The sequence below is a fragment of the Rhizobium sp. KNZ2-6A genome (assembly GCF_056755475.1).
On record NZ_JBNDIC010000050.1, the window covers coordinates 23125 to 48562 of the forward strand.

Annotated in this window: 28 protein-coding genes, 2 tRNA genes and 1 pseudogene; 16 read left to right on the top strand and 15 right to left on the bottom strand. The window is 58.7% G+C overall.

Annotation, left to right across the window (positions count from 1 at the left end):
• Positions 1-215 precede the first annotated feature (215 nt).
• The 4 genes from ACPYOP_RS26625 to ACPYOP_RS26640 form a co-directional block, all read right to left on the bottom strand.
• Complete coding sequence (locus tag ACPYOP_RS26625) at positions 216-1469, bottom strand: OmpP1/FadL family transporter (protein WP_481413262.1); 1254 nt, start codon at positions 1467-1469, stop codon at positions 216-218.
• A gap of 503 nt (positions 1470-1972) precedes the next feature.
• A complete protein-coding gene (locus ACPYOP_RS26630; protein ID WP_481413263.1) occupies positions 1973-4801 on the bottom strand; it encodes a valine--tRNA ligase in 2829 nt (942 codons plus the stop codon).
• A 122-nt stretch (positions 4802-4923) separates the two neighbouring features.
• Positions 4924-5817, bottom strand: a complete 894-nt coding sequence (locus ACPYOP_RS26635; protein ID WP_481413264.1) for a PopZ family protein — start codon at positions 5815-5817, stop codon at positions 4924-4926.
• A 246-nt stretch (positions 5818-6063) separates the two neighbouring features.
• Entirely contained in the window at positions 6064-6732 is a 669-nt protein-coding gene (locus tag ACPYOP_RS26640) for a protein-L-isoaspartate O-methyltransferase family protein (RefSeq protein WP_481413265.1), read from the bottom strand.
• Between the two features lie 450 nt (positions 6733-7182).
• Here ACPYOP_RS26640 and ACPYOP_RS26645 point away from each other — a divergent pair, with 450 nt between their 5' ends.
• Entirely contained in the window at positions 7183-7608 is a 426-nt protein-coding gene (locus ACPYOP_RS26645) for a Rap1a/Tai family immunity protein (RefSeq protein ID WP_481413266.1), read from the top strand.
• Positions 7609-7990: 382 nt separating this feature from the next.
• Complete coding sequence (locus ACPYOP_RS26650; RefSeq protein WP_481413267.1) at positions 7991-8131, top strand: hypothetical protein; 141 nt, start codon at positions 7991-7993, stop codon at positions 8129-8131.
• Positions 8132-8437: 306 nt separating this feature from the next.
• Here ACPYOP_RS26650 and ACPYOP_RS26655 read toward each other — a convergent pair whose 3' ends face one another.
• Both ACPYOP_RS26655 and ACPYOP_RS26660 read right to left on the bottom strand, forming a co-directional pair.
• On the bottom strand, positions 8438-9628 hold the full coding sequence (locus ACPYOP_RS26655) for a tyrosine-type recombinase/integrase (RefSeq protein ID WP_481413268.1): 1191 nt from the start codon (positions 9626-9628) through the stop codon (positions 8438-8440).
• Between the two features lies 1 nt (position 9629).
• Positions 9630-9980: an Arc family DNA-binding protein gene (locus ACPYOP_RS26660; RefSeq protein WP_481413269.1), complete on the bottom strand. Its 351-nt coding sequence runs from the start codon at positions 9978-9980 to the stop codon at positions 9630-9632.
• A 117-nt stretch (positions 9981-10097) separates the two neighbouring features.
• Between ACPYOP_RS26660 and ACPYOP_RS26665 the strand changes: the two genes are divergently transcribed.
• From ACPYOP_RS26665 to ACPYOP_RS26700, 8 genes are all read left to right on the top strand, one after another.
• A complete protein-coding gene (locus ACPYOP_RS26665; protein ID WP_481413270.1) occupies positions 10098-10304 on the top strand; it encodes a DNA-binding protein in 207 nt (68 codons plus the stop codon).
• The gene (locus tag ACPYOP_RS26670; protein ID WP_481413271.1) at positions 10304-10585 is read left to right on the top strand and encodes a hypothetical protein; all 282 of its coding nucleotides are present in this window, start codon (positions 10304-10306) and stop codon (positions 10583-10585) included. Before ACPYOP_RS26665 ends, ACPYOP_RS26670 begins: the two co-directional genes overlap by 1 nt.
• 238 nt (positions 10586-10823) lie before the next feature.
• Positions 10824-11384 (top strand): hypothetical protein, encoded by a 561-nt coding sequence (locus tag ACPYOP_RS26675; protein WP_481413272.1) that lies wholly within the window; start codon positions 10824-10826, stop codon positions 11382-11384.
• Complete coding sequence (locus ACPYOP_RS26680) at positions 11374-11661, top strand: DUF6074 family protein (RefSeq protein ID WP_481413273.1); 288 nt, start codon at positions 11374-11376, stop codon at positions 11659-11661. Before ACPYOP_RS26675 ends, ACPYOP_RS26680 begins: the two co-directional genes overlap by 11 nt.
• Positions 11658-11888, top strand: a complete 231-nt coding sequence (locus ACPYOP_RS26685) for a hypothetical protein (RefSeq protein WP_481413274.1) — start codon at positions 11658-11660, stop codon at positions 11886-11888. Before ACPYOP_RS26680 ends, ACPYOP_RS26685 begins: the two co-directional genes overlap by 4 nt.
• Positions 11885-12142 (top strand): hypothetical protein, encoded by a 258-nt coding sequence (locus ACPYOP_RS26690; protein ID WP_481413275.1) that lies wholly within the window; start codon positions 11885-11887, stop codon positions 12140-12142. The genes ACPYOP_RS26685 and ACPYOP_RS26690 overlap by 4 nt, the downstream gene beginning before the upstream one ends.
• A 108-nt stretch (positions 12143-12250) precedes the next feature.
• Positions 12251-12721, top strand: a complete 471-nt coding sequence (locus ACPYOP_RS26695) for a hypothetical protein (RefSeq protein WP_481413276.1) — start codon at positions 12251-12253, stop codon at positions 12719-12721.
• Positions 12718-13029, top strand: a complete 312-nt coding sequence (locus ACPYOP_RS26700) for a hypothetical protein (RefSeq protein WP_481413277.1) — start codon at positions 12718-12720, stop codon at positions 13027-13029. Before ACPYOP_RS26695 ends, ACPYOP_RS26700 begins: the two co-directional genes overlap by 4 nt.
• 33 nt (positions 13030-13062) lie before the next feature.
• Here the strand turns inward: ACPYOP_RS26700 and ACPYOP_RS26705 are convergent, their stop codons facing one another.
• On the bottom strand, positions 13063-15834 hold the full coding sequence (locus tag ACPYOP_RS26705) for a phage tail tape measure protein (RefSeq protein WP_481413278.1): 2772 nt from the start codon (positions 15832-15834) through the stop codon (positions 13063-13065).
• A 118-nt stretch (positions 15835-15952) separates the two neighbouring features.
• Between ACPYOP_RS26705 and ACPYOP_RS26710 the strand changes: the two genes are divergently transcribed.
• From ACPYOP_RS26710 to ACPYOP_RS26720, 3 genes are all read left to right on the top strand, one after another.
• On the top strand, positions 15953-16375 hold the full coding sequence (locus tag ACPYOP_RS26710) for a hypothetical protein (RefSeq protein WP_481413279.1): 423 nt from the start codon (positions 15953-15955) through the stop codon (positions 16373-16375).
• Positions 16375-18213: a prohead protease/major capsid protein fusion protein gene (locus tag ACPYOP_RS26715; RefSeq protein ID WP_481413280.1), complete on the top strand. Its 1839-nt coding sequence runs from the start codon at positions 16375-16377 to the stop codon at positions 18211-18213. Before ACPYOP_RS26710 ends, ACPYOP_RS26715 begins: the two co-directional genes overlap by 1 nt.
• Before the next feature lie 182 nt (positions 18214-18395).
• Entirely contained in the window at positions 18396-18797 is a 402-nt protein-coding gene (locus ACPYOP_RS26720) for a hypothetical protein (RefSeq protein WP_481413281.1), read from the top strand.
• A gap of 20 nt (positions 18798-18817) precedes the next feature.
• Here the strand turns inward: ACPYOP_RS26720 and ACPYOP_RS26725 are convergent, their stop codons facing one another.
• From ACPYOP_RS26725 to ACPYOP_RS26740, 4 genes are all read right to left on the bottom strand, one after another.
• Positions 18818-19036: a hypothetical protein gene (locus ACPYOP_RS26725; protein WP_481413282.1), complete on the bottom strand. Its 219-nt coding sequence runs from the start codon at positions 19034-19036 to the stop codon at positions 18818-18820.
• Between the two features lie 118 nt (positions 19037-19154).
• On the bottom strand, positions 19155-19418 hold the full coding sequence (locus ACPYOP_RS26730) for a pyocin activator PrtN family protein (RefSeq protein ID WP_481413283.1): 264 nt from the start codon (positions 19416-19418) through the stop codon (positions 19155-19157).
• A complete protein-coding gene (locus ACPYOP_RS26735; protein WP_481413284.1) occupies positions 19415-19639 on the bottom strand; it encodes a hypothetical protein in 225 nt (74 codons plus the stop codon). The genes ACPYOP_RS26730 and ACPYOP_RS26735 overlap by 4 nt, the downstream gene beginning before the upstream one ends.
• Positions 19640-19809: 170 nt before the next feature.
• Positions 19810-19883, bottom strand: a tRNA-Cys gene (locus tag ACPYOP_RS26740).
• A gap of 931 nt (positions 19884-20814) precedes the next feature.
• On the opposite strand from ACPYOP_RS26740, the gene ACPYOP_RS26745 reads away from it, so the two are divergent.
• Positions 20815-21921 carry a porin gene (locus ACPYOP_RS26745; RefSeq protein ID WP_481413285.1) on the top strand — a complete coding sequence of 369 codons (1107 nt, stop codon included), beginning with the start codon at positions 20815-20817 and terminating at the stop codon, positions 21919-21921.
• Positions 21922-22624: 703 nt separating this feature from the next.
• On the opposite strand, the gene ACPYOP_RS26750 is transcribed toward ACPYOP_RS26745, so the two are convergent.
• From ACPYOP_RS26750 to ACPYOP_RS26760, 3 genes are all read right to left on the bottom strand, one after another.
• Positions 22625-22816: a hypothetical protein gene (locus tag ACPYOP_RS26750; protein WP_481413286.1), complete on the bottom strand. Its 192-nt coding sequence runs from the start codon at positions 22814-22816 to the stop codon at positions 22625-22627.
• 319 nt (positions 22817-23135) lie between these two features.
• The gene (locus tag ACPYOP_RS26755; RefSeq protein WP_481413287.1) at positions 23136-23555 is read right to left on the bottom strand and encodes a DoxX family protein; all 420 of its coding nucleotides are present in this window, start codon (positions 23553-23555) and stop codon (positions 23136-23138) included.
• A 293-nt stretch (positions 23556-23848) separates the two neighbouring features.
• Positions 23849-23923 (bottom strand) — tRNA-Asn (locus tag ACPYOP_RS26760).
• A gap of 116 nt (positions 23924-24039) precedes the next feature.
• Between ACPYOP_RS26760 and ACPYOP_RS26765 the strand changes: the two genes are divergently transcribed.
• Positions 24040-24351: a hypothetical protein gene (locus ACPYOP_RS26765; protein ID WP_481413288.1), complete on the top strand. Its 312-nt coding sequence runs from the start codon at positions 24040-24042 to the stop codon at positions 24349-24351.
• On the opposite strand, the gene ACPYOP_RS26770 is transcribed toward ACPYOP_RS26765, so the two are convergent.
• Entirely contained in the window at positions 24348-24911 is a 564-nt protein-coding gene (locus tag ACPYOP_RS26770) for a sugar O-acetyltransferase (protein WP_481413289.1), read from the bottom strand. The two genes, ACPYOP_RS26765 and ACPYOP_RS26770, sit on opposite strands and share 4 nt — an antisense overlap.
• A gap of 326 nt (positions 24912-25237) precedes the next feature.
• Here ACPYOP_RS26770 and ACPYOP_RS26775 point away from each other — a divergent pair.
• Positions 25238-25438, top strand: a pseudogene (locus ACPYOP_RS26775) (extracellular solute-binding protein); the annotation flags it as partial.

Below are 25438 nucleotides of genomic sequence, written 5' to 3' on the forward strand. Positions count from 1 at the left end.
GTGGCTGCAATGTCTTGAAATAGAGTGTTGCTAATTCGTCACAAAGATTTTACCGATCTTGTAACTTCCTTAACCATAAGTCCGGCAAGGAGGCTGGTTTGGCGCTTCAATCCACCCAAGCCCGGCAAAGAAAAGCCGCGGACTTGTACAAGCCCGCGACCTTATCGATGAGATGACATGATAGACTATAAGTTCGTCAATCCAATGATTTATCGTCAGAAGCTGACTTTCACCGACGTCTGAAGAGCGGCGACCAAGTCATTGCCGAAGCTGTAGCTCGCATCATCGCCATAGACGATGCCGCCGCGGGTGATCGGTCCGGATTTGCCTGATGTCATAAGGCCAAGCGCGCCACCGAAGTTGAACTGAACGTGCTCCGTCGCCTTGTAGGCAACACCCGCACCGAGCGTCCACGTGTCGGAGTTCATGCCGTAGCCGTCGCTCGTACCGCGATCCCAGCTCAGGCTGACGGCGCCGCTCCATTTGTCATTGAACTTGTGTCCGATACCGCCCGTGATGGTCCAGCCGTCGCGATACAAGAGGTCGAGCGAGGTCAATTGCGTCGGGCCTCCCGTCCGGCAGGCGACGCTACGGGTCGAGGTCGGGCAAAGGGCGATGCTTTGCAGGATGCTCCAATTCGTCCACTTGACCGAGCCGAAGGCCAGCCAGTCCGGCGCGATGCCGCTCTGCACTTTCCACTCCAGCGAGTCCGGAGCCTCGGCCGAGCCGAAGACGGAGGTGACCGAGCCGAAGAACGGCCGAACCGGCGGCAGCTCGCTCAGATCGACGCTGCCCTTGAGATTGTCGTACTTGACCCGGCTATTGTAGACGAGGCTCGTGCGGATGGCATATTCCGGGATTTCATAGGCCAGACCGGCGCGCCAGCCCCAGCCGTGACCGTCGACATCAAGCGAGCCGACGCCGTCGTAGACGGAGGAAAGCGGAGCCGGGATGGCCGAGACGAGGCGTGATTTGAAACCGCTGACCTCCTGGTAGAAGCCGCCGCCGATGACGCGAAATTCGCCCGGGCCTGCATCGAACTTGTACGAGCATGTCGCTCCATAATTGTTCGTGCGAACCTTCACCTCGATTTCATTATTGGCGCCGGCCCAATTCTGGCCCTCATTGAGATGTCCGCCGAAAGGCTGGGAATAGTCAGCCATGCAGTCGATGTTATCGGTGATGCCGATCTTGAAGGCGGCATAGGGCATCGCATAATTTTCCGACGCATCGGTCGAGTGGCTTCGATTATTGAGATTGCCGTCGGTCGGATCGGTGTCTTTCGCATTCTTCAACTTGCGGTCTGGCATGACATACGTAACGCCGGACTCGAAGACATAACGACCCTTGTCGAAGAGCAAATCGATGTCATAACCGGCACGATCGAGGCCGCCTGCAAAGGCCGCGCTCGCAAAAGACGTACCGATGACGAGTGAAACTGCGCCCCTCAACGCAATAGAAAATGCCATTGTAACTCCCCCACGTGTGCATTCGCTTTTGCGATTGTTGCGACGATCACTTGAATTGGCAATGCGGCCTACAAGAGCTGAAACCCGGTAAAAGAGTGATTGATTTACGTAAGAAAACGAACTCCGCCGCACAAAAACTGTGCGATTAGGTAAATTTTTTCTTTTTAATGTCATTTTATTCCCTGCTTAGATTTTTATTCTTCGCGGCAACAATTCTGTCACAATATGACAACAGCGCTGCTTTTCACGAAAACTGAGCAGATTTCCATGTAATATGTTTTGCCTGTGTGAAACTGGCGGTGGATCAGAGCGCACAGCCCAGTTGAGCGACATCGAATCAAAGAAACAAACAAGAAAGGCACGCGACGTAAGCCGCGTGCCTTTCACCAAATCTGAAAGCGTGTTGCGCAAAGGCATACCGCTGCGTTGCGATTACAACATGCACAATATCAAGAGCTTAGAGCAGATCTGAAAGATCGCGATGCCCTTCAGTTCTTTCTTTCTCAGCTCGCTTCGCTGACCCGCCCCAGTGCCACCTTCAAGCTCGCCTGTTGCCCTTCGAGTTCACCCAGACGCTCGCGCTCGGCGGCGACCACATCAGGATTTGCATTCGCGACGAACTTCTCGTTCGAAAGCTTGCCGTTGATGCGTGCGATCTCCTGGTCGTTCTTGGCGATCGCCTTTTCAAGGCGTGCCTTTTCGGCCGAGAGATCGATGAGGCTGCCGAGCGGCAGGCAGATGGTCGCCTCGCCGACAACGATCTGTGCCGCGCCTTTCGGGGCGGTATCGGCGAGCGACACCGTTTCGACGCGCGCCAGCCGCTTGATGGCAGCGTCGTGGCGGAACAGGCGCTCCCGCGTCAGGCTGTTCGCATCGACGACCACCAGCGGGGCGGTCGCTGCCGGCGGCACGTTCATTTCCGAACGCACAGAACGAATGCCGGAAACAAGGTCGATCAGCCAGTTGATTTCATCGGCGGCAACATCGTCCGCATAGGAAGGCGCCGGCCAATCGGCGTGGCAGATCAGGCCTTCGCCTGCCGTATGGGCCCAAAGCTCTTCCGTCATGAAGGGCATGAACGGATGCAGCAGCTTGTAGGTTTCTTCGAGAACATAAGCAGCGCAGGATTGCGCCTCCGCCTTGGCGTTCTCGTCGTCACCGTTGAAGATCGGCTTCAGCAGTTCGAGATACCAGTCGCAGAACTGGTTCCAGATGAAGCGGTAGAGCGCGCTTGCCGCATCGTTGAAGCGGAAGCTTTCCAGCGCCTCGGTAACGTCGCGCTCAGCACGCGCCAGCTCGGTGAGGATCCAGCGATTGACGGTGAGCTCGGCGGCTTCCGGCACGAAATGCGGATCGCTCTTGGCGCCGTTCATCTCGGCAAATCGCGTTGCGTTCCAAAGCTTGGTGCCGAAGTTGCGATAGCCGGCGATGCGGGCCGGATCGAGCTTCACATCGCGGCCCTGCGCCGCCATGATCGCCAGCGTGAAACGCAGGGAGTCGGCGCCGTACTGGTCGATCAGTTCAAGAGGATCGATGACGTTGCCCTTGGACTTCGACATCTTCTGACCGTTCTTGTCGCGCACCAGCGCGTGGACATAAACCTTGCTGAACGGCTCGACGGGCTCGCCGTTCTCATCCTTCATGAAATGCAGGCCCATCATCATCATGCGGGCAACCCAGAAGAAGATGATGTCGAAGCCGGTGACGAGGACGTTCGTCGGATAGTAGCGCGCCAGTTCCGGCGTCTCATCCGGCCAGCCGAGCGTCGAGAACGGCCAGAGCGCGGAAGAGAACCAGGTATCGAGCACGTCTTCGTCGCGCGTCAGGATTTCGCCCGGCTTGAAGTTCTCCAGCAGATCCTCGACATAGGCCTTCATCGGCCCCTCATGCGAAAGATAATGCTGGATCGCCGCCTGCAGCGCCTCTTCCTCGGTCTTTTCGACGAAGACCTGGCCATCCGGTCCATACCAGGCCGGAATCTGGTGACCCCACCAGAGCTGACGGGAAACGCACCACGGCTGAATGTTTTCCATCCAGTCGTAATAGGTCTTGTCCCAGCTCTTCGGGACGAGCTTGGTGCGGCCATCGCGGACGGAGGCGATCGCCGGCTCGGCGAGCGTCTTGGCGTCGACATACCATTGTTCGGTCAGGCGCGGCTCGATCGGCACGCCGCCGCGATCGCCATGCGGAACGGTGTGCTTGTGCGGCTCGACCCTGTCAAGCAATTCGGATTCTTCGAAAATGCGGACGATGATCTTGCGCGCCTCGAAGCGGTCCTTGCCTTCCAGCTCATCCCAAGCGCCGTGCAGAGCGGCCGGATGATCGAGACCTTCGAGGAAGTCCTCATTGTCCTTGATGGTGATGGTGGCTTCCGGGGTCAGAATGTTGACGACGCGCAGACCTCGGCGCTTGCCGACGTCGAAGTCGTTGAAATCATGCGCGGGCGTCATCTTGACCGCGCCCGTGCCAGCCGTCGGATCCGGATATTCGTCGGCGACGATCGGGATGCGGCGGCCGACGATCGGCAGGATGACATGCTTGCCAATGATCGACTTGTAGCGTTCGTCGCTCGGATTGACCGCGACGCCGGTATCGCCGAGCATGGTCTCGGGACGAGTGGTGGCGACGACGAGATAGTCGCGCGTTTCCCACTCCGTCGGCTTGCCCTCGTCATCGAAGGCAACCGGGTGCTGATAGGTGACGCCCGGTTCCAGCGGATAGCGCAGATACCAGAGATTGCCGTTGACCTCGTGCTGCTCGACCTCGATATCCGAAATTGCGGTCAGCATCTTCGGATCCCAGTTGACCAGCCGCTTGTCGCGATAGATCAGGCCTTCCTTGTAGAGCGTAACGAAGACTTCGAGAACGGCCTTCGACAGGCCCTCGTCCATGGTGAAGCGTTCGCGCGACCAGTCGCAGGAGGCGCCGAGGCGCTTGAGCTGGTTGAAGATCAAGCCGCCCGATTCCCCCTTCCATTCCCAGACCTTCTCGATGAAGGCCTCGCGGCCCATCTTGTGACGATCCGGCTGCTGGCGTTCGGCGAGACGGCGCTCGACGACCATCTGCGTGGCGATGCCGGCATGGTCCATGCCCGGCTGCCAGAGAACGTCCTTGCCGCGCATGCGCTCGAACCGCACCATGATGTCCTGCAGCGTGTTGTTCAGCGCATGGCCCATGTGCAGCGAACCCGTCACGTTCGGCGGCGGGATGACGATGGTGAAGGTTTCCGCGCCCGGCTTGGCGTTCGCGCCGGCGCGAAAGGCGTCGGCCTCATCCCATTTTTGGGCGATCTTCGGTTCGACGGCGGCGGAATCATATGTTTTGTCGAGCATTTTATGACCGGATCTTGAGGATTGGATGATGCGGGTTGTAAATAGGATGGCTGTGGGCAAGTCAATAAAAAAGCCGCCCCGAGGCCCGGAGCGGCGGATCGGTTACCTGAAGCTCAGGCTTGTCAGCGGCGCTGGCCGCGGGCCACTCGTTCGATTTCTTCGCGCACGAGACGCTCGACAAGGGTCGGCAAGTTATCGTCGAGCCATTCCTGCAGCATCGGCCGTAGCATCTCCTGAGCCAGCTCATCGAGGGAGCGGCGCGGGCCGCCGTCGACGATGGCTGCAAGTTCTTCAAACGATCGGGTAACCTGCGCGCCAGCTGCATCAGACATCAGCGGCGGCGCAGACACGACCTGAGCCGGCGGCAAGGACGTTTCCATTTCAGCCACAACGGTTGCAGTCGGCTCCGGAGCCTGGAAAACCAGTGTCTCTGCCTGACGTGCGCCCATCTGGGGCGCAGGGACAGCGACGGGCGGCTGTAATTCTTCCATTTCGGATTCGACACCGACTTCTACCGTAGCCTGCGTGGCCAACGGAGCGACCGGCGCGACCGGCGCGGCGATATCGGTAATGGCGTGCCGCAGCGGCACATCGGCGATCGGCTCGACATGGACTTCGGCAAGACGCGCGGCCATGGCCGGCGGCAGTTCACGCGGCTGCGAGACCTCGCGCCCGGCATTCAGCAATGCGGCGGCATTGCGCTCGGAAGCGGCGCGCACACGCGCTGCGACATCCGCCAGTGACAGGCCGCGACCTGCACCATCCGATTCAGCAACGGGCATTTGCGAATTTGCGGCGATGAAACGCGGATCCTGCTCGGCGGCACGGGCTCGATCCGCGGCAGCGAACTCTTCATCCACGGTCAGCGGAATATCGTCGTCGCGCATGTTGGAAGCGGCAAGATGAGACGAGGAAATCGGCTTGGTGCCCACGGGTTCGTTGCTTTCGATGATCCTGCGGATCGATGCCAGAATCTCTTCCATGGACGGTTCACGCACTACATTTGGCTGAGCCATATTCATCCCCGTTTTCCATATTCAACGACCGGAAACTCGCCAACACGGTACCCGAATCAGGGCCACCCTAGATGACTGCCCTCGGGAAAAAAATCACCGTCAAAGCACTAAACCCGGTGATGCACAGTTTTGTTACGACCACGACGAATCGCTCCGCTGCCTGCGATTCTGCCACAGGCGACGACAATAAAAAACAGGCGCCCGGAAGCGCCTGTCGCAAGCTGGATCATCAGATCGTTCTGAAAATCAGAATACGAATTCCTTGGCCTTGGCAAAGCCCGGCAGCGGCTTGATCGATGCATTGAAAAAGACGTTTTCCGAGAAGGCGCCGCGTTCGCGCATGAAAACGGTGGCGCGGGCGGCATGGCCGTAGCCGATGACCGTGATCAGGCGGCCGTCTTCACCGAGCTGGTCGAGCAGTCCCTGCGGCAGCTGCTCGATCGAGCCATCGATGAAAATGACATCATAGGGAGCGTTGCCGGCATGGCCCTTTTCGAGCTCGCCGGTGACAACAGTGACATTGTCATAGCCGAGTGCGGCGATATTGGCCTTGGCCTGGGCGGCAAGTTCCTCATCGCTCTCGAGGGCAACGACCTTCTCGGCAAGCAGCGACAGGATAGCGGCCACATAGCCTGTGCCGCAGCCGACATCGAGAACCTTGTCCTCTTTGGTGATAACGCCGAGCTGCAGGAGCTTTGCCAATGGCGACGCTTCCATCAGGAAGCGGCCCGGCTTGCCAGCCGCAGCGGCGGCGATCTCGATGTCATTGTCGATATAAGCCAGGACCTTCGACTTCTCCGGCACGAAATTTTCGCGCGGCACCGTCAAAAAGGCGTTCAACACGGAATGGGAGGTGACATCCGTCGTCCGGATCTGGTTCTCGACCATCTTCACGCGCGCTGCTTCGAAATCCATCTTATCCTCTTGCGCCCTTCATGCCCGAACGGGCCTGCTCTACTTTCTGTTACGCGTGTCTTAATCGCCTGACGCCACGCTTTCAAGGCATTGCGGCAACAGGGGCGGAGATTCATGGCCAGGCGTCGCCCGCGCACAACAATCGGCGCCCTGAAATGCGGATCCGAACCTCTCGACAAAGCCCGTCGCCTACGACAGCGCGTATTCGCCATGCTTCAGATCGGAGCATCCGTTAGCAAAATGTTAACTTCGCAGGACCACGCTTTGTAACCTGGAACCGCCTGAGTGTGGTCACAGATCAACCTTCCGGCCCGAAGTCCCTCGGGTTAAGACTAAATTCGAATAGAAGGTGACTGGGATGCCTGTCTCTCTCGTTCTTTTCGCCGCGACCTCGTTGCCGCTTGTGGTCTTCCTGGCTGCCAGTCTTTCTTCCATGATGTAGGTTTCCGAATGAAGCTTTCGCTCCCTGTCGCTGCGCTTCTCCTCCTCCTGCCCCAGACCGCATTGAGCGAGGAAGCGCCGAAGGAGGCAGCACCCATCATCGGACACGTCGTGACCGGCAAACAGCTCGACGAATGGTGCGAAGAAGATCGCACGCTTGCCTCGGTCTATATACAGGGCATTCTCGACGAAGCGCAGCGGACGAAAAACCTGACGATCCGCGCCACCAAGCAGACGCCGAAGAACTCGTCACGTTACGAGCGCTACCTTCAGCAGTTCGTCGGCGCCTTCTGCCTACCGCCCGAGCTCAGCAACGCAAAGGCAACGGCGATCGCCTGCAAGTGGATGGCTGAGCACTCATGGCAGCTGGAGCGGCCTGCCAGCTCGCTGATTGCACGCTCCTACAAATTCGCCTTTCCATGCCTCGAGGAATAGGCACCTTGATGCCTGCGGCGGCGCCTTCAAACCCGTATAAGCAATTGAACCCTGGCAAAGATCCCACTCCCTGCATGCCGGCGCGTGGAACAATGCCTTTGCTCGGCCACGCCACGGGCCGCGCCACATTTCATTCCTGTTGACAATTAGTAAGCTAAACTTATAATTAGGACGCTGAATTTGATTGATCTCTAGTCCAGCGAAAGGCGGCCCAGTTTTTTTCCCTAGACTGGACCGCTTTTGCTTTTTCCGGACGCGATAATCGCCACGACACTTAGCTGCGCTCCCCAAGCTTATCGCCGCCAGTCTGCGACATGCCGTCTCCTCTGTACCTTAAGCGTCATTTCAGTTTCGAATGCGACGCTATGGCGGGGGGCTATCTATGGAATTGCCGAAGTCGCAGTGGTCTACGCTGACGTCGTGCGAGCGCAAAAAGCTCGCACGGCTGACAATGAAAATGCTGCTGCCAATTTTCGGAGCTCTGACGCTGCTTGGCGTCACCTTGCTTATCCTGACCACCTAATCCGAACAGTTCGCCACTGATACGCACCGCAATCCAAAACGGCGGTCTGGATAGCTATGCCCACCGAACGACCGGCAAATGGATTGCATCAAGCAGTTGAAGGGGCGCGGCCCGTGGCCAAGGAAGGCGAAGCGGCAACAGATTGCCACACCTTCAAAAAGGCGAGCCGAATTCAATGGCTTATCGATATCAAAGGGAAGGATGGAGGCCTCGCCCGGAATCGAACCGGGGTGCAAGGATTTGCAGGCTTTCACCTGATACTGTTTTTACAGCGAAATTTGGCGCCGTGTTGCGGTCGTGTTGCAATCAGCTGAGCAAGATGTTCGCTGCTTGTGCTAGTTCTGTCCCGTCATCAGCCCTCGGGAATAAGTGACCATAGACGTCCATGGTCATCACGATCGAGGCGTGACCAAGCCGCTCCTGGACCATTTTAGCAGGCAAACCGAGTCCACCCTCTTCCTTCCGGTTGATCAGCCAACTCGCATAGAAATGGCGTAGCGCATGCAGCCCCGTATATTTTGCTTTCAGGATCGGAGCACCGTTCACATCCTTCCCGATCTCGATAACCACGCCGGCGCGAACCATTGCCGGAATGAGACCCTTGTTGACGATATTGGTATGTGACCGGGGCTCGCCATTTGGGTTAGCAAAGACCAGGCCGGCCTTGTCAGCCTGCTTTAGCCGGTGCGCCTTCAGCGCATTGATGACAGGCGGCGGCACCGGGATAGTCCGAACGCCGGCCTCCGACTTGGTGGGGCCGATCTCTTTGAACTGGTCCGCGCGCTGATTAACGCTTATCTGGCCCCGCTTCAGGTCAACGTCCTGCCAACGCAGACCGCGCAGTTCGGATGATCGCATGCCGGTAAAGATCGCTGTCACCAGCAAAGGGCGCCAGTGATCGTCTAGGGCCGCTACGAGCGCCTTGATCTCTTCGCGGGTCGGAATGTCCAGCCCGATCTCAAGACGGCCCTTCAGACGCTTCTCCTGGCGCCTGTCACGGCCCTTCCGACTCCCACGAATGTCACGGACTGGATTGCGCATTGCCAGGCCACGTTCGCCGGCATCTGACAGGATCGAGCCGAGCGATGTCAGCACCTTCTTGATCATAGCCGGTGATCGTCCCTCGTTCCGCAGACGGTCTTCAAAATCACGCACGGCCGGCACGGTGAGCTTCGACAACAGCATCTGCCCGATGAACGGGACGATATGGTTATCCAGGTGATTCTTACGCTGGTTGATCGTCGAGCGCTCCAGCCCAGCCGCTTCACCAGAGCTAATCCAGAACTGTCCGGCTTTCTCCACCGTAACGCTTGCTGAGTCGGCAACGTGAACGCCTTCTCGAACCTCTACGGTTGCTGTCGCGGCGAACTGGTCAGCTTCTTTCTTTAGACGGAAGGTTTTCAAGCGCCGCTTGCCCGCCATGTCGAAATAATCGACGACCCAGGTGCTTTTGCTCTCGCCTTTCGGCGTGGTCCAACTGCGTCTGCGAACTGACATTTTATTCTTCCTCTGTCCGTCTGTCAGAGATTTGGAGGTGACCAGAGCGGATCGCCTTCCAGATCTCGTCTCGCGCTTTCTCAGTCGGAGCCAGCACCCCAATAAACGCTTCGATAGTTTCGAGACGAGCATTTGAAATTGCGGTCACGATGGCAAGCCGCCCCTCGAGGTCCTTTATTTTGTTCAGCGCCTGGTTCGACGGCATCCGGCTATCAAGGCTTTCCTCAAGGCGTGCGACGATCTCGGAATTCATCGATCGGCCGTTTTCTTCTGCCGCAGCTTTTACGCGTTCTCGAAGGCCTTCGGGGAACCGAAGCATATATTGGTCATCTCCGCGGCCAGCTTTTGCCATTCACCTACACTCCTAAATTTACATATCACTGTCTTAGGTCCCGCTTGACGTCAACCCTATCACCGTATTAGGTGGTATTACCGTCTTATGTATGAATCGTTAACGGAGCGCAAAAAAATGACCGAAAATATCAACAATGACACTGACGACCTTCCTCCCTTGGATATCCGGCACGGCATCAAGTCGCTGGCGAAGTACATCCGAAAAACGGAGCGTCAGACGCATTACCTTGTCTCTAAGGGGAAGATTCCCGCCAAGGAGATAGGAGGTCGGTGGACTTGGAGCCCCGAGAAGGTCCGTGAAGCAATTATGGAGGGCATGTGATGATGCATGAGGGTCTCGACTTATCTACCCCGGTTCACGGACCTGCTGCCGTGACCACCCTCGCTTCCGACCAAGATCTCGAACGCCTCGGGGAAATCGACGATCTTGCCGGGGCCATCGCAGCCTTATCCAAGCCCGCTGCCGTCGGGCATGCCACCGAAGTCGGTGCACGATCCGCTGCCCGCCAAATTCAGTTGCTGGCCAAACAGATCCAAGAGCGGGTCGACGCCCTAGCTCTTACGCTGACCGTGCCGGTGAAGGTCGTGGAGGCTCGCCAATGATCAACCTCAATCGCGTGTGGCGCACTTGCTGCGGCCTTGGGATTCGCCGCGCAGTTGCCGACGATCGCAAGATCCGACGCCAAGCAGAGCGCCTTGGCCTAAAAGCTAGCCGGCGGGGCGGGTTGTGGGCATTGACAGATGAAGTGAAGGGCGAAGTTGCCGTCGGTCTTCATGATTTTCAAGTCCTATACCTCCTTTCCAAGATCTCCAGGCCGCCCGCAGTCTGTAGGAGAGTGGCATGAGCAACCGTCACAAGCGCAAAGGCAAATCCAAGTTCGTAATGCTCGACGGGTATGTGAAGCGTAGCGCTGCCTGGAAGGCGCTGACACCGGTCGAGCGGATCGCCTATCTGGAGGTCAAGTGGAAGTATGACGGTAAAAATAACGGACGTATCGGTCTCGGGTGCCGCGAGCTAGGGGACGAGCTCGGTATGGGGCGTGATGCCGCCAACCGCGCACTAAATCGCTTAGTCGCAGTTGGGTTCATCGCCAAGAGCAAGCCCAGCGCATTTCACATCAAAAATCGAACGGCCACCGAATGGAGATTGACCGAGTACACCTGCGACCTCACGGGCGAACTCCCGACGAAAGAGTTCATGCGATGGGAGCCCGAGAAAAAAGCACAGTCGCATCCATCGGACACACAGTCCTACCCATCGGACGCTCCTGCACCAAAAATGGATGAAATTAGGGGCAACAGTCGCTCTGGTCGGACTGCAAACCCGAAATCGAACGATTCACAGTCGCTCCCATCGGACCCATATAGATCTACCATGGGGGGTGAAGCCAATGCAGCTTGATCTCCTGGAATGGACGCCCACGGCGACGGTCATACCGTTCCCTACCGCCAAACGTGTCGGCAAAATCCGGCACGTCGCTGAGCTAATGCGCCGGCGCGAGGGGAAAGACAGGGAGTCCTATTGGAATCGCATCACAGACGACATGATCCGTCAAATGACGAAGGCGCAGATCGCGCCCGTCCTTATCGGTTTAGCACTCGTCGACTTCGAGAACGCAGTAGCGATGGAAATGCGCCGCATGGACCTGATCGAAAAGCTCAAGGGAGGCGCAGCATGACCGTCCCGAAATTCGCAGTCATCTCCGTTGATCTTGTCGCCCAAGGCCTGCGCATGCGGAATGGCACAAATTTGGTCGTCGAACTCAACGCACCGCAGGCGAGCTTTGCTCTCATGCGCAGAGATGAAGACTCCATCGAAGTGAAATCGCTACATTTGACCGAGGCAGAGGTCGAAGAGCGCATGGCACTCGCGGAGCGGAGCGAGAACGGGAGGGTGCTGCAATGACACGCGTCGTATCGAGCTTAACCACTATCACGGTCAAAGAGGGCTCCATCATCATCGATGACGCCGGCCAACCCAGAGCGCCACGTGCTGAGCCAATGCCGATTTACCGAGTCGTCGTGATCGACGACGTTGGAAAGACCGTGGAGTCACGCATGTTCTGGTCTGAAGCTGACGCACAACGTGCAAAGGCTGAACTGAAGGACAAGTGGGAACGGACGGTCCCATACATCGGCCCCACCACTCGGCGGCTCTAGGTTCTTCGAGGCGCACCCCCTCGACCGCGGGTCGGCGGCAGCGCACGCTTTGAGCGATTTCAGCGAAAATGAATCGCATTTCCGTTTCCGTTTTTTTGGAGGTAAGTCGTGGAAATTCATGAAATTGAGGTGTCAGCCAAGGAGCTGGCAGAGGTGATCGGCGTCAGCGAGCGGCGGGTGCGCCAATTGGCATCCGAGGGTATCGTCACGCGGGGCAAGCGTGCACGCTATCGGCTGTCGCAAAGCGTGGCGGGCTACTGCGTAAGCCTGGAAACGCGGCAGGATTCGACCGTGGAGCCGATAAGGCAGCAGCGCCTTCGTCGACTCGAGGTCGAGAACGCCGTCCGAGATCGGAGCCTGATCAGCCTCGAAGAGGCGATGGACGTCGTCGACAGGCTGACTGGCATGTTCATTTCAACACTGGGCGGCATGCCTGCCAGGATCACGAATGACGCGACCGAACGGCGTCGTATCGAGCGGATCACCGATGACGTTCGCCTTCGTTTGTCGGATCAATTGAGCGAGCTGGTAGCACAGCTGGAAGCCGGCAAGACGCTGAACGGAGGAGCCGCCGCATGACTTTTCGACTCGGTCCGGCGGATCTCATCGGTTTCGAGCGGGATGGTGAGCCGACGCCGACCGTCTTCGGGTATTATTTCGTTCTGTTGAATCGAGGCGACGGGCGACGGCTTGCGCTGCAGTACGATCTGAAAAGCCGAACCTTTGTCCCCCATACCTACCCACCCGAAGGCATGGGCACGCCGCAAGAACTTCATGCCGACAGCCTGTCGCCGATGATGGAGCTGCTTTCGCCGGAGGATATCGCCTATGCGACGGCACAAGCGATCGAATACGCAAAGGGGGCGGACGATGCCGGAAGCGAATGAAATGATCTCTTCTCAAATCCGCCCCTTCGCATTTCAGGCATCGCCATATCGGATCGATGAGAAGGCCGTCTGCGCAGAACGGTTGAGTTGTCGATCGAGGGCGCTCGTCAGCTTATCGATATCGTTCGAGGCCCCGCTGCCATGAATATGGATGTGATTCGTCTGGTGGACGACGACCTTGTGCCCGCCGCCTGCCTGACCGGCCGGCGTGATGTAGCCGTCCGCTCCTGGCGTGAAGAGCTCGACGCCGCGGCCACCGATCGGGTAGGTGACGCCTTCCTTGACGGGACCACCCTGTGCGCGAGGACCGCCGAAGGATGGACCGCTTGACGAGGTTGCCGTCGTGCCGCCGCTCCCTTCGGATCTGACGGCCCCACCAAGACCATTGAGAGTTGCCTTCAGCGCGTCGGCCTTCGCTTGCGCGGCGTCGATCGAGCTGGGGTCAACATTCGGCTTGACGTTGATCTGATCGAAGGCCCGGATACGCGCCTCGAGCATGTCGAGGTCCGTCTGAAGCGGCTGGATCAGGGTCGCGGCCATTTCCGGCACAACTGAGTTGTTCCGGATCTCCGCAATCTTGGCCCTCTTTTCCTCCGCCATCTGGCGAAGGTCGTCCGCGTCTTCCTTGGTCTTGGGCATCCAGTATTTGCCGCCCATTACGCCGGCAAATTCATCGAGCCCCGGCTTTGCTGCCGATGCGACACCATATGCGGTGATCCCCGCCCCAATGGGGCCGAGGAACCGAGCGCCACCCTTCAGCATCGTCATGAGACCGCCGCCAACAGCAGCGCCGGCACCAGCGCCGCCGGCCGCGCCACCACCTAGACCGAGCATCCGGCCGAACAGGCTGCTACCCGCTTGGTATGCGCGATAGCCGGCAAACACCGCAACCGCTCCGCCAAAGGCTTCGATGAGCCGACGAGTGCTATCCGACAGGCCGATGAACCCGTCGACGATCTCGTTCGTCTTGTTGATGAGCGGCCTGGTTGCGAACTCCCAATCCTGCCCGATGCGGGTCATCGCGGTTTCGATGGTACCGGTCAGCTTGGTCCAGTCGCCATAGAGGCCCTGGTTGGCCTCGGTACCGATCTTGCCGGCGATTCCGCCTGGCACGTTCTGCATCTTATTCAGCAGCTCCTGGAACACGGGCCACTGCTGGAAGATCATGTTGGCGCGGCCACCCTGCTTGTCTGTGAAGAAAGCATTCAGGTTGCCGAGCGTCGGGTCGGAGCCAGCAATCGCGTTGAGCAGACCAGTCGCATCGACATTGCTCACCGAATACTTCTGGTAGTCGCTGAGGGCCTTCGAGAGGGCCTTGGCGTCTTGAGCCGATACCTTGCCACCCTTGCCGGCGAAGAGAGGGCCGAGGATCTGGCTCATCTGCGTGGTGAACTCGCCACTATCCGAAATGACGGAGCGGTTCTCTCCGGTGTCCTGGTCCGTGAACTCACCGTTGTCGATGAGCTCCTTCACCTGGTCCTTCATCTCATCAGTAAGGCGCACCCCGAAGTTGTTCTTCATCATGATGCCGATGCCTTCGGCATTCATGGAGTCCACCGCAGTGAACTTGTTGTAGTCGATGCCCATGGCAGCGAGAGCATCGCGGCCCTTCTTCGTCGGAGCGACCAGCTTGGACGCAGCCGACCGAGCGAACACGCCTGCCTCATCGCCACGCACGCCGGATCTCCGAAGTAGCATGCCCATGGCAGCCATATACTCGTCTGGCAGCTGCGCACCGGTCGTCGGGGCGCCGCCGTACTTGACGAACTGGCTGACGTCATCATTCGACATACCGCCGTTTTTCGCCATCCAGACCATGAAATCGGTGAACTTGCCGATCTTGTCGGTGTCCTTCAGGTCGATGCGCTTCGATAGCGCCGAGCCGGTCAAGGCATCGGCACCTTCCTCGAGCGTGACGCCCATGGCGAGCGAGTAGTCCGTCACCTTCTGAGTCAGGTCCATGATCGTCTTCGTGTCGCGGATACCGCGCTGAAGGATCGTGGTCTGCGCCTTGACGACGTCGACGTTCGAGAAGCGGGTGTCGCCACCGATCTTCTCGGCCTGCCGGTTGAGCGCCTTGCGGTCGTCGCCCTTGAAGTCGCCGAGCGCGGCCTGGTATTCGGCCGCCTGGTTGAAGTCGACCGCATAGAAGAACGATTTCTGAGCGATGTTCTTGCCGGCGTTGGCGACCGCGCCGCCAAGCAGCGCCGACCCTAGCCCGCCTGACTCAGATCCTCCGCCCGGAGGACGCTGGCCCGGTGGCTGCTTCGGCGGCTTCGGCGGGGGCTTGCGCGACTCCCGATCGAGACGGCGCATTTCGCGAATGGTCTTGGCGATCTCGTTGCGGATCGCCTGCTGCGAGCTGGAGATGCCCCGACGGCCGGCAATGCCGTAGGCAGCAAGGGCGCGCTCCGAATTGCGGACAGCAACACCCTGCTCACGAAACGCCTGCGTCGTCGACTTCAGCGCAGCCTTGGCGGACTCGAGGTCCGACTTCATCTTCGCGGTCGGCTTGGCCGCGGACTTCAGGGCAGCCTCGAGGCGGGAGACGTTCGACCGTGCCGCCGCCATCTGCGTGGCGAGATCCTTGAAGCCCCGGCGGTTGGCCGTGAAGTCATCAATCGATCCCGCCTTCTTCTGCAGGCCCTCAAGCTCCCTCACAAGCCGGCGGATTTCCGGTGACCCGCGCTTGCCGAGGCGAGAGATCGCAGTGTCCACCACGCCGAGCGAACCCGCCGCATTCTTGGATGGGCCGCTAACGGCGTCGACGAGCTGTAGGCGAAGCGTTGCTGTGCGGCTTGTCATTATCGAGGCTCCGGATCTGATCAGAATGAGCACATTATGATTTTCGATAACAAATGCCTATCACATCACGATACGCGATGATATGTTCTCTGTGCGTTCTCGACCGGAGGCAATGAAAATGAACATTCGACAAGCTGATTTGGCACGCGCCGCCGCAACGACTGAGGTCGATATCAGCCGCATTGCGCAGGCTCTCCCGGTAGCTGGTAAGCCATTGTCCGACTTCGATGCGCTGCAGATCCTCACCGTGATCGAAGCGCGCTCGCTCGGCATGACCACGCCGGTCGCTCAAAAGCTAATCTCCGGACTCCATGACGAAATGCGGCATTGCTCATGCGGGCCGGAGCGCCGCTGCTGGATCGTCTTCTGCCGCAGAGGCGACGAACCGGAATTTCATCTGTCCTGCACCACGCATAGGCACCTGGAAGCCGTTCTCACGACGTTCCCGCTTTCGCTGGTCCTTCCACTCCACGAGGTCGTCGAACGCGCCAAGGAACGCCTGGACGGTCTGCAGGCGAAGATCGCGAAGGAAGCCGCCTGATGCCGCAGCAGATCGATGAAATGCAGACGCGAGCCGACCGCAAGCTCTCGTCGTTCAATGCCGAAGCGCGCACGGTCGATATCGTGCTCGCCACGGAGTCGGAGGTTCGCCGCCGGTCGTGGGAGGAAGGGCTCTATATCGAGATCCTGAACGTCACCAAGGCAGCGATCGATACCACCCGGCTGGACGCGCTTGCGCTTGTTGACCAGCACGATGTCTACACCGGGCTTTCTGCCCGCCTGGGTTCGGTGTTGGCCGGGAGCCTTCGCATTGAGCGCGGCACGGCAATCGTGACTGCCAAGATCTCACGTAACGCCGGAGGCGAGGCGCTATTCCGCGATCTCGAAGACGGTCATGTGCTGGGCGCCAGCGTCGGCTACCGGATCGACGCTTTCGAAAAAACCGAAGCGCCGGCCGGCGGCCTTCCCACCATTCGCGCCACCCGCTGGACGCCCCTTGAGCTGTCCATCGTATCGATTCCGGCTGACCCGGCTGCGACCACGCGCGCACTTCAACACGAAAAGGAAACTGCAATGCCACAGACTATCGAAAACGAGCGCCAGGAGCAGCAGCAGCGGCAGGCGCCGACGAACATCATCAATGAGCGCCGCCGCGCCTCTGAGATTCGCGGTATCGCCCGACTCGCAGGTATTGGCGAGGAAGAGCTGGAACGAGCCATCGAAGACGGCACCACTGTTGACGCCTTCCGCGCCCGCGCGCTGGAAGCGATCGCAGAACGCCAGTCGCAGAGTCCGACTTTCCCGCATTCCGTTATGCCGGAGGGGCGCAATGGAGGGCAGACGCGCCAGCAGGCGATGGCGGACGCGCTCATGGTTCGCGCAAATCCCTCTCACAAGCCGCAAGATGCGAGCCGCGAGTTCGTCGGCTTAACGCTCCCCGAGCTTGCACGTCGTAGCCTGGAGGGCCACGGCATCAGCACGCATGGCATGTCCGCGGGCGAAGTGGTCCAGCGTGCCCTGCACACCACCAGCGACTACAGCCAGGTAATTTCGACCGTCGGACAGACCGTGCTTGGCGCCGCCTATGCGTCCGTGCCTTCGGCTGTCAAAGCAATCGCTCGGAAGTCGACCGCACGGGATTTCAAGTTGAAGACCACCGCACGCCTCAGCGGCTTCTCCGATCTGGAGAAGGTCAACGAGCATGGTGAGTTCAAGCGCGGCACATTTAGCGAAGGCTCCGAAGGCTACCGCATTTCGACCTGGGGCAAGGTTTTCGGTATGACCCGCCAGATGATCGTCAACGACGATCTTGGCGCATTCGCAGACGTGAGCCGTGAGCTTGGCTTGTCGGCAGCCCGCCTGGAGGCCGACATTCTCGCAAATCTGGTGAAGTCGAATCCGAAGCTGACTGATGGCAAGGCAGTCTTCCACGCGGACCACAAGAACCTCGCCACGGCCGGCGCTGTGCTGGATGAAGACTCGTTGAGCGATGCACGACTCGCTATGGGACGCCAGACCGGCCTTGCCGGCGAGCTGATCGACGTTGTTCCGGCGTTTCTCGTTGTCGGCCTCGAACTTCAGACCAAGGCCGAAAAGCTGCTCGCGGCCATCCAGCCGACGAACAGCAATGACGTGAACCCGTTCGCTGGCAAGCTCCAGCTTGTTGTCGATCGCCGTCTGGATGCCACGCCGTGGTATCTCGTGGCGAACCCTGCCTATGTGCCGTCGCTCGAATACGCCTATCTCGAGGGCGCGGAGGGGCCGCAGTTCTTCACGAAGGAAGGCTTCAACATCGACGGCGTCGAGATCAAGGTCTCGGTCGACTTCGGAGCCGGCTGGACCGATCACCGCGGCTGGTATCGCAACCCCGGCGCCTGATGAAATCCCAATGCGGGGCGCCAAACGCCTCGCGCTTCCCCGCCAGTTCACGCTGGCGGGGCATCGAGCCGGCGATCTTGATGATTCAGGAACAATCGCCCCACAAGCCAGCCCATCCCTTAATGGGTGGAGGCGAGCCCGGAGGCCGGAAACCTCCGGGCATATCTTTGAGGGAGACCGTGATGTCGCTATTCAACCGCCTGGACCGCCTCACGAGCAGGCAAGTCGATCGCACGTTCGCCATTCGGTTCGAAGTGCAGCCGGCGAAGAAATCACCGAACGGCCGCTATGGCCCCGATCCCGATCGCGAAGCATGGGAAGGCAAAGGTGTGCTGGAGGAGATGCCAACATATCCGGCCGTCGAAATAGGCAAGCGCGACCGCACCGGAAACGATTTGCAGACGATCGTCACCGGCAGCTCAATCGAATTGAACGTCGATCGGGTCCGCTACCCGCAAGCCAGCCAGGCGCGACAGGGCGACCGCCTCCAAACCGACGACCTGCGCCGCTTTGAGGTCAGCAGCGTTCGGCCGGATGGATTGGCGCGGATCGTTTTCAGCCTGGTCGAGAACCGCGCCGCATGAGCACGGCGCAGAAGGACCGGTCAGGCAGGGTCAAATTGATGCACTGATTGAAAGCTCCACGCAGGTTCCTCGTCTGGCCATTGGACCATTATCCCGTGACCATTGTTGCCGTCGTATCTCGTCGCGAGGACGACACCGGGCGTATCGCGGTTCAGATACCGCATGCGCTCCAACGCTCCACCAGAGCGCGGCTTTACGCTATCGCCACCCGCAAATTTCGTTCTATCGATATCAACCATTTCGTTTTTCCGTGCGCCGTATCGCCCGGCGCAGGCAGGCCGACGGAATCGGCTTATCCGAAATGTTGCATGGCAATAGTTGTCGCCACCACTCGAGATTACCACGTCCAACTTCCGCCTAGGCGCCGGAGAGCTGTCTCATCTCCTTCAGGGCCGCAGCTCGCCGCTTCTCAATGTATTCGGCCAAGTCTTGAATATGGACGCCCTTCGCAGCTTTTTGGCTAGCCTCGATTCGCACCACCGGAAGAACAATGTCGCCGTTGCCGATCTTTCGCAGGAATTTTGCGAGAGTAAGGTGAGGGAAGAAGTCCTGTGCGACCATGTCAATGGGGATGATGACTCTTCCGTCGTATTGGGCCATCAGCAGGAAGATCGTTTTCATTTGCGGCGCCGCTCCTGCAAGAGACGCACACGTTCGCGAATCTCTTCCATTTCCGCTTCCTCGTCCCGCACCTTCGCAAGCTCGTCCTTCAGCCGGCGGTAAATTGGGAGGGCTTCACGACCCTCGCGTCCAAGCTCAACGATGATTTCCGCAAGGCGATCCAATGCGCGCTCGATGCGCTCAGCGGTAACTGGTTTCCCGTCGGATGTGTATTCGGTCACAGCATTGCCTCCTCGCAGGCATGTTGCAATGCATGTCGCATGGATTCGCCGTCATTTTCACGACGTTATTGAAATTGTTTGAAAATTTCGTGCAAGAAGATGCGACACGCAACCGGCTAATCGATCGAATGACATGCCACCTAAGTCGCTGATATTATTGCGAAAGTCGATGGAGGCCTCGCCCGGAATCGAACCGGGGTGCAAGGATTTGCAGTCCTCTGCGTAACCACTCCGCCACGAGGCCATCCGAAAACAATCTGCGTTGTGGTGGCGCGGATTTAGAATGATCCAAAGAAAACCGCAAGAGGCAATTTTTGAAAAATGTCCTCTTCGATTTCTAAAGTGGTGCCTTCCCGCGCAACTGGCTTTCCCATCGCATTGCGAACCGTAAACAACCATCCGATCGTTCAAACGAGACCTTGAGATTTTCGAGATGCTCCTGCTGCGGCCAGCCAAACCCGACGATGCCGCGCAACTATGAGATATGACGGACATCCGTCGATGCTACCCATCATTTCCGTGATGCCTCGGACCGGGAGGCGATCGCCGGAATAGTCCACCCACTCTCCGGGGAGCCCTATCCTGGGGCGCCAGTCCATTCAGGTAGGTTATAGGTACCTGCGGTAGATGCTAAAATCAGTGCTACCGGTTTGGACGCCACCCCCGAACCGGACAGTGCCGCGTCCGACGAGACTACGCCCCCAGTAATGTCGTCGGACGCACCACAGCCAGGCCAGCTTGGGAAACGCCCTTTCTCCGATTTCTTTCTTGGAGAATCATTGCGGCAATCGCGGCTCAAAGCCTCGATTTTATAAGAGGCCAGAGTGGTCGCCCGTATCGATCGGCCGGAATTGGTGTGCGGTATGACAACGATCATACCGCAGCAGCCCCTCCTCTTTGCATCTTGCCGCTTGCATATTTCCCTCGCCCGAACGCAGCCCAGCCGGTCCCGATCAACGAATTGCGTCATTTTTGCAACAACGCCCGCTTTCAAGTAGCACGCATATAGTTCGTAACTCTTAGTATCTTGCCAAATCAGCGAAGCGGGTTCAGGAAATAGTTCGCGAAGCTTATTACTTCGCACCTACTGAATAGGGAACATGAACGGGATGGGGTTGGGCACGTCGTTTTTCGGCGCGATATCTCATGCCCAATCGAGAAAGATTGGAGTTACTATGAACATCAAGAGCCTTCTTCTCGGCTCCGCTGCTGCACTCGTAGCAGTTTCCGGTGCTCATGCGGCTGACGCTATTGTCGCTGCTGAGCCGGAGCCGCTCGAATACGTCCGCATCTGCGACGCCTACGGTGCTGGCTACTTCTTCATTCCAGGCACGGAAACCTGCCTCAAGATCGGCGGTAAGGTTCGTACCGAAGGTGAATGGTACAATGCTTACAACCGCGCCAACCACCAGGGCACATTGTGGCACACCCGCGCCGAGCTGAACGTCGACACCGCAACCGACACCGAATACGGTCCGCTGAAGACTGAAACCATTGTCCGCTGGGACTGGAACGACGGCGGCTCTACCTCCACCAACCTGCTGTGGTCCTACATCAGCCTCGGCGGCTTCACCGTCGGTAAGAAGGACTCGGCCTACAACCTTTATATCGGTTACGCCGGCGACGTCATCAACGACGACGTGATCTATGACGGCCCGTACGAACTCAACCAGCTGACCTACAACTATGATGCCGGCAACGGCTTCACGGCCGTGGTCTCGCTCGAAGACAGCAACTCGGCCTCGGACGGCGTGGCATCTTATGGCGCAAGCTGGTGGACGGACGACAAGTCCAACCACTACGCTCCTGATGTCGTCGCAGGCCTTGGCTACAAGACCGGTGCCTGGGGCTTCAAGGTCGTCGGCGGTTACGACTCGATCGTCGAAGAAGGCGCCATCAAGGCTCGCATCGATGCCGACTTCGGCGCATTCACGGCCTTCTTGATGGGCGGTTGGAACACCGACGGCGACAAGCTGAACAAGTATGCCGGCACCAACCAGGACGTCTCCGCTTGCACGGCGCCGAACGGCACCGTCAATGCATCCAAATGCGGCTGGGGCGACTGGGCCGTCTGGGGTGGCGTCGGCGTTCCGTTCAACGACAAGCTGAAGTGGAACGTTCAGCTCGCCTACTCGGACTCGAAGATCTTCGAAGCCACGACGAACCTGAAGTTCAACCCGGTCAAGGATCTCCTAGTCGAGCCGGAGTTGACCTACGTTCACTATGACTATGCCCACGACGATACCGTTTCCGGCATTCTTCGCTTCGAACGCAACTTCTGACCTGATCTGACTTGACCTCCGATCAGAGAAGGAAGGGGTCCGGCTTTCCCTGCCGGTCCCCTTTTTTGACGGCAACTCCTCAAAATTGCAAAGCCATCCTGCAATCAGCACGCATGTGACAAGGCTTCCCGATCAACCGGAGAGGGGAACCTTGTCGTCATCGTGGCGTTTATCGCTGAAAGGGACCTGGCTGAATATGGAGTTACCGCCTTGAAACATCTCGCTTCCATCGCCTTGACCGCCGCGCTTGCCGTGGGTTCCGTATTATCGGCTGCCCTGCCCGCCACGTCTGCCTCGCGTGGCGGCTCATCGACGGCTTCGAACATCATTCTGGTGCAGGAACGCGGAACACGCAGATACCCGGATTACGACCGCAGGCCTTATTGGCGCGATCGCGATCATGATCGCCGTCATTGGCGGGAGCGCCGCTGGGAACGGCGTCATTGGGACAACAGATGGCGGGACGATAGATGGCGAGACGATCGTCGCTACTATCGTCGGCATCATGGCGGCGTAATATTCGAGTTTCGACCCTGATTTCCTAGCGACGATGGCGTCATGAGCGACTCTTGCTCGCCGAGCCGCAAGGCAGAGATAAAATCCCTTCGAACCATGCTCAAATAATACGGCCGCTACCTGAGATATCGGTAGCGGCGGACTCGTTTCAAAAAGGGAGCTTGCGCCAGTTCCGACCGTCTATCGCTCAGCGGCAGACGCGTATCCTGCGGACGACCCAACGGCCATGAACCTTGTGCTTCACCTTCTTCATATAGCAGTGATGATGATAATGATGGCCGTGGTAGTGGCGATGATGCATCGGAGCGGCCTCGGACGCCACGCTGAAGGTGAAGACCGATGCCAGAGCGACTGCAGAAGCAAGAATCAAGTTTTTCATGTCGAACCTCTAAAGCATTGGGGGACTATGCTGCGCGGATCGCGCATGTATGTTCACGCGCCGTATTGCGTTTTCGCTTGACGATATGAACATGTTCTCACGCTTGTGAGAGCAACCCTACCTTGAACTAGTTTTTTCAGAAATACCACATATATCCGCAGGAAAGCCGCTGGTTATGACGGCTGGAGACTGCCGGCTGTATCTTATCGGCACATTCTCATTAGCCCGCTACCATTCACACTGCCCAGACCAGAAAAACGCAATGCAAGATATTGTTATTGCAGTGCAAAAAACGATGAATGATGTGCGTGGCCGATTTTCAGTTGATCGCGGAGCGGATGGGCAGGAGACGGCGGATGCGCTCGTCGCGAAGGTAAAGTCCGCCCCAGGCCATGACCCCGAGAAGCAAACTGATAAGTTGTGGCGGCGAGCCGATTTCTCCGAGGCGGAAATGCGTACAGATCGCGCCACCGAGAAAGCCGGTCATCAGGATTGCACCGAGCACGGCCGTGCGCGGAATGGCGTAAAGAACCGCACAGACGAGAATGATCAGCCCCAATACTCCTGCCTGATTGGCCGAAAATCCGGTTGCAGTCATCTCGGCCGTGAGCGTGGCGGGCGAAAACAAGTTGACGGCGGCATCGGTCGCAAAAACAACGGTCACGATCGCCGTGAGCGCCCATCCCGCCCACGAAATGCGATGCGGATCCGCCTTCTCAGCGACTGCATTCTCCACCATGTCAGATCTCCCTCTTCCCTTGCGGTCCCATGCCGGTCCAACGAGCGCGGCGATCCTGCCACGACTCGGAAACGCAGGCAATGAGAACGGTTTTCCGGTGAAATATGGATGAAAGACAAAAGGTCGAGAAATTACCGGCGCGAAGCATGTGCAATAAAACTGCCAAACTGCGCTGCTAAAGCTTCGGCCGTTCAGAGGCTAGCCGATCCATCTGCACGAGACGATGACCATCAGTCAGCGAAACGGCGACGCTGTCGCCACTATCTGCTGCGCCGTAATATTTTTGAAGAAAGTGGCTCCCCGGGCCGGATTCGAACCGGCGACCTGTCGATTAACAGTCGAATGCTCTACCGCTGAGCTACCAGGGAATGCGCTTGGCGCGGTGTGAGTGGGCTTCTACAAATGCTTTCTCGATTTGCCAAGCGGTTTTTTCAAAAAAATCGAATTCTCTTGCATTATTTCCCCGCCTCACCATTTCCTGTGGATGACCGATCAACGCCAAACGACCGAAAATGCCGATCGAAATGGCCGGAAAACCCGCCGTTTCGGCATTGATCCCTCAACGCGCGAGCTTGTTTTCGGCTCCGTGAGAATTCCCCTGCCGCAGTCGCGCCTTGCCCGCCTGGGTGTGGGAGTAGCCCTCATCTTCGGCGGCCTGCTCGGCTTCCTGCCGGTTCTCGGCTTCTGGATGCTGCCCTTGGGCTTCATCGTGCTCTCGCACGACATGCCTCTGGTTCGCCGCTGGCGGCGCCGCTTCGCCGTCTGGTGGGCCAAGAAGCGCCGTCCGGCAAACTAGTCGCTCCTTGCGCCGATCGCGCGGGCTGGATTGCCGACGACGGTCGTGCCGGCTGCGATATCCCTGGTTACGACCGAGCCCGCGCCGATGATTGCGCCATCGCCGATCGTCACGCCGCCGACAAGGATCGCGCCGCCGCCAATCCAGACGCTGCTGCCGATGGTGACCGGCCGCGCGATTTCGATGCCCGCGCCGCGCAGCTCAGAATCCTTATGGTGCTCAGCGCAATAAATATGGACGCCCGGTCCCAGCATGCTGCCATCGCCAATGTGGACCCTGCCGCTATCGAGAATGGTGCAGCCGGCATTCATATAGACCCGCCGGCCGAGCGAGATGTTGATGCCATAGGAGCAATGGAACGGCGCCTCGATGAAAACATTCTCGCCGGCACCGGCAAGGAGTGCGGCGAGAGCCGGTCCGAGATTGCCGCGTTCGACAGGCGGCATCGTATTGTGCTGATGCACGGCTTCCCGGGCCTGCCAGCGTAAACCGTCGAGTTCGGGATCGAAGCAGCAATACCATTCCCCCGCCGCCATCTTCTGCCGCTCACTGAGATCCATCGCCCCTCCTCCCATGCTTTTCCGGATTCGCCTCGAAGCGATCATGCATCACCACTTGGGCAGGCAGCAAGCAAGCCAGCCTTTGGCTCGCGAACATGCGACGAGCTCGCCGCGAACCAGCCAATATCGCGCGCGTTGATTAGCATTGACTCAAATGCTTGATCGTTCAAAGATCAGCCACCCGAAATCCCTGATTTCGGCCGGAAATGCCCGGCAATGCGGGATTCTTGGCCTCAACAAACTGTCACACAGCTTGTCTATAACGCCGCTACCGCGGACTTGCGCAAGGCCACCGGTTCCGAGCTTTCAAAAAGGAAATAGGGATTATGTCGAAACTTAAAAACTACATTTCGGCCGCCGCTGCCGGCGTCATGAGCGCAGCGCTGGCTTTGCCTGCTGCCGCTGCTCCGACCAAGTTCGATTTCTGGTTCGGCCTGTCGGGCGATCTGGAACGCGTCGTTCAGACGCTGTGCAAGAACTTCAACGAGTCCCAGAAGGATTATGAAGTCTCTTGCGTCAGCCAGGGC

Coding starts and splice junctions, on each gene's coding strand:
- ACPYOP_RS26655 (WP_481413268.1), bottom strand. CDS start 9,628: ATGTCAGTTCGCAGACGCAGTTGGACCACGCCGAAAGGCGAGAGCAAA.
- ACPYOP_RS26670 (WP_481413271.1), top strand. CDS start 10,304: ATGATGCATGAGGGTCTCGACTTATCTACCCCGGTTCACGGACCTGCT.
- ACPYOP_RS26770 (WP_481413289.1), bottom strand. CDS start 24,911: ATGGATCTCAGTGAGCGGCAGAAGATGGCGGCGGGGGAATGGTATTGC.
- ACPYOP_RS26745 (WP_481413285.1), top strand. CDS start 20,815: ATGAACATCAAGAGCCTTCTTCTCGGCTCCGCTGCTGCACTCGTAGCA.
- ACPYOP_RS26645 (WP_481413266.1), top strand. CDS start 7,183: ATGAAGCTTTCGCTCCCTGTCGCTGCGCTTCTCCTCCTCCTGCCCCAG.
- ACPYOP_RS26635 (WP_481413264.1), bottom strand. CDS start 5,817: ATGGCTCAGCCAAATGTAGTGCGTGAACCGTCCATGGAAGAGATTCTG.
- ACPYOP_RS26660 (WP_481413269.1), bottom strand. CDS start 9,980: ATGGCAAAAGCTGGCCGCGGAGATGACCAATATATGCTTCGGTTCCCC.
- ACPYOP_RS26710 (WP_481413279.1), top strand. CDS start 15,953: ATGAACATTCGACAAGCTGATTTGGCACGCGCCGCCGCAACGACTGAG.
- ACPYOP_RS26755 (WP_481413287.1), bottom strand. CDS start 23,555: ATGGTGGAGAATGCAGTCGCTGAGAAGGCGGATCCGCATCGCATTTCG.
- ACPYOP_RS26625 (WP_481413262.1), bottom strand. CDS start 1,469: ATGGCATTTTCTATTGCGTTGAGGGGCGCAGTTTCACTCGTCATCGGT.
- ACPYOP_RS26650 (WP_481413267.1), top strand. CDS start 7,991: ATGGAATTGCCGAAGTCGCAGTGGTCTACGCTGACGTCGTGCGAGCGC.
- ACPYOP_RS26700 (WP_481413277.1), top strand. CDS start 12,718: ATGACTTTTCGACTCGGTCCGGCGGATCTCATCGGTTTCGAGCGGGAT.
- ACPYOP_RS26640 (WP_481413265.1), bottom strand. CDS start 6,732: ATGGATTTCGAAGCAGCGCGCGTGAAGATGGTCGAGAACCAGATCCGG.
- ACPYOP_RS26725 (WP_481413282.1), bottom strand. CDS start 19,036: ATGGTTGATATCGATAGAACGAAATTTGCGGGTGGCGATAGCGTAAAG.
- ACPYOP_RS26715 (WP_481413280.1), top strand. CDS start 16,375: ATGCCGCAGCAGATCGATGAAATGCAGACGCGAGCCGACCGCAAGCTC.
- ACPYOP_RS26720 (WP_481413281.1), top strand. CDS start 18,396: ATGTCGCTATTCAACCGCCTGGACCGCCTCACGAGCAGGCAAGTCGAT.
- ACPYOP_RS26680 (WP_481413273.1), top strand. CDS start 11,374: ATGCAGCTTGATCTCCTGGAATGGACGCCCACGGCGACGGTCATACCG.
- ACPYOP_RS26630 (WP_481413263.1), bottom strand. CDS start 4,801: ATGCTCGACAAAACATATGATTCCGCCGCCGTCGAACCGAAGATCGCC.
- ACPYOP_RS26705 (WP_481413278.1), bottom strand. CDS start 15,834: ATGACAAGCCGCACAGCAACGCTTCGCCTACAGCTCGTCGACGCCGTT.
- ACPYOP_RS26685 (WP_481413274.1), top strand. CDS start 11,658: ATGACCGTCCCGAAATTCGCAGTCATCTCCGTTGATCTTGTCGCCCAA.
- ACPYOP_RS26730 (WP_481413283.1), bottom strand. CDS start 19,418: ATGAAAACGATCTTCCTGCTGATGGCCCAATACGACGGAAGAGTCATC.
- ACPYOP_RS26675 (WP_481413272.1), top strand. CDS start 10,824: ATGAGCAACCGTCACAAGCGCAAAGGCAAATCCAAGTTCGTAATGCTC.
- ACPYOP_RS26765 (WP_481413288.1), top strand. CDS start 24,040: ATGACCGATCAACGCCAAACGACCGAAAATGCCGATCGAAATGGCCGG.
- ACPYOP_RS26665 (WP_481413270.1), top strand. CDS start 10,098: ATGACCGAAAATATCAACAATGACACTGACGACCTTCCTCCCTTGGAT.
- ACPYOP_RS26690 (WP_481413275.1), top strand. CDS start 11,885: ATGACACGCGTCGTATCGAGCTTAACCACTATCACGGTCAAAGAGGGC.
- ACPYOP_RS26750 (WP_481413286.1), bottom strand. CDS start 22,816: ATGAAAAACTTGATTCTTGCTTCTGCAGTCGCTCTGGCATCGGTCTTC.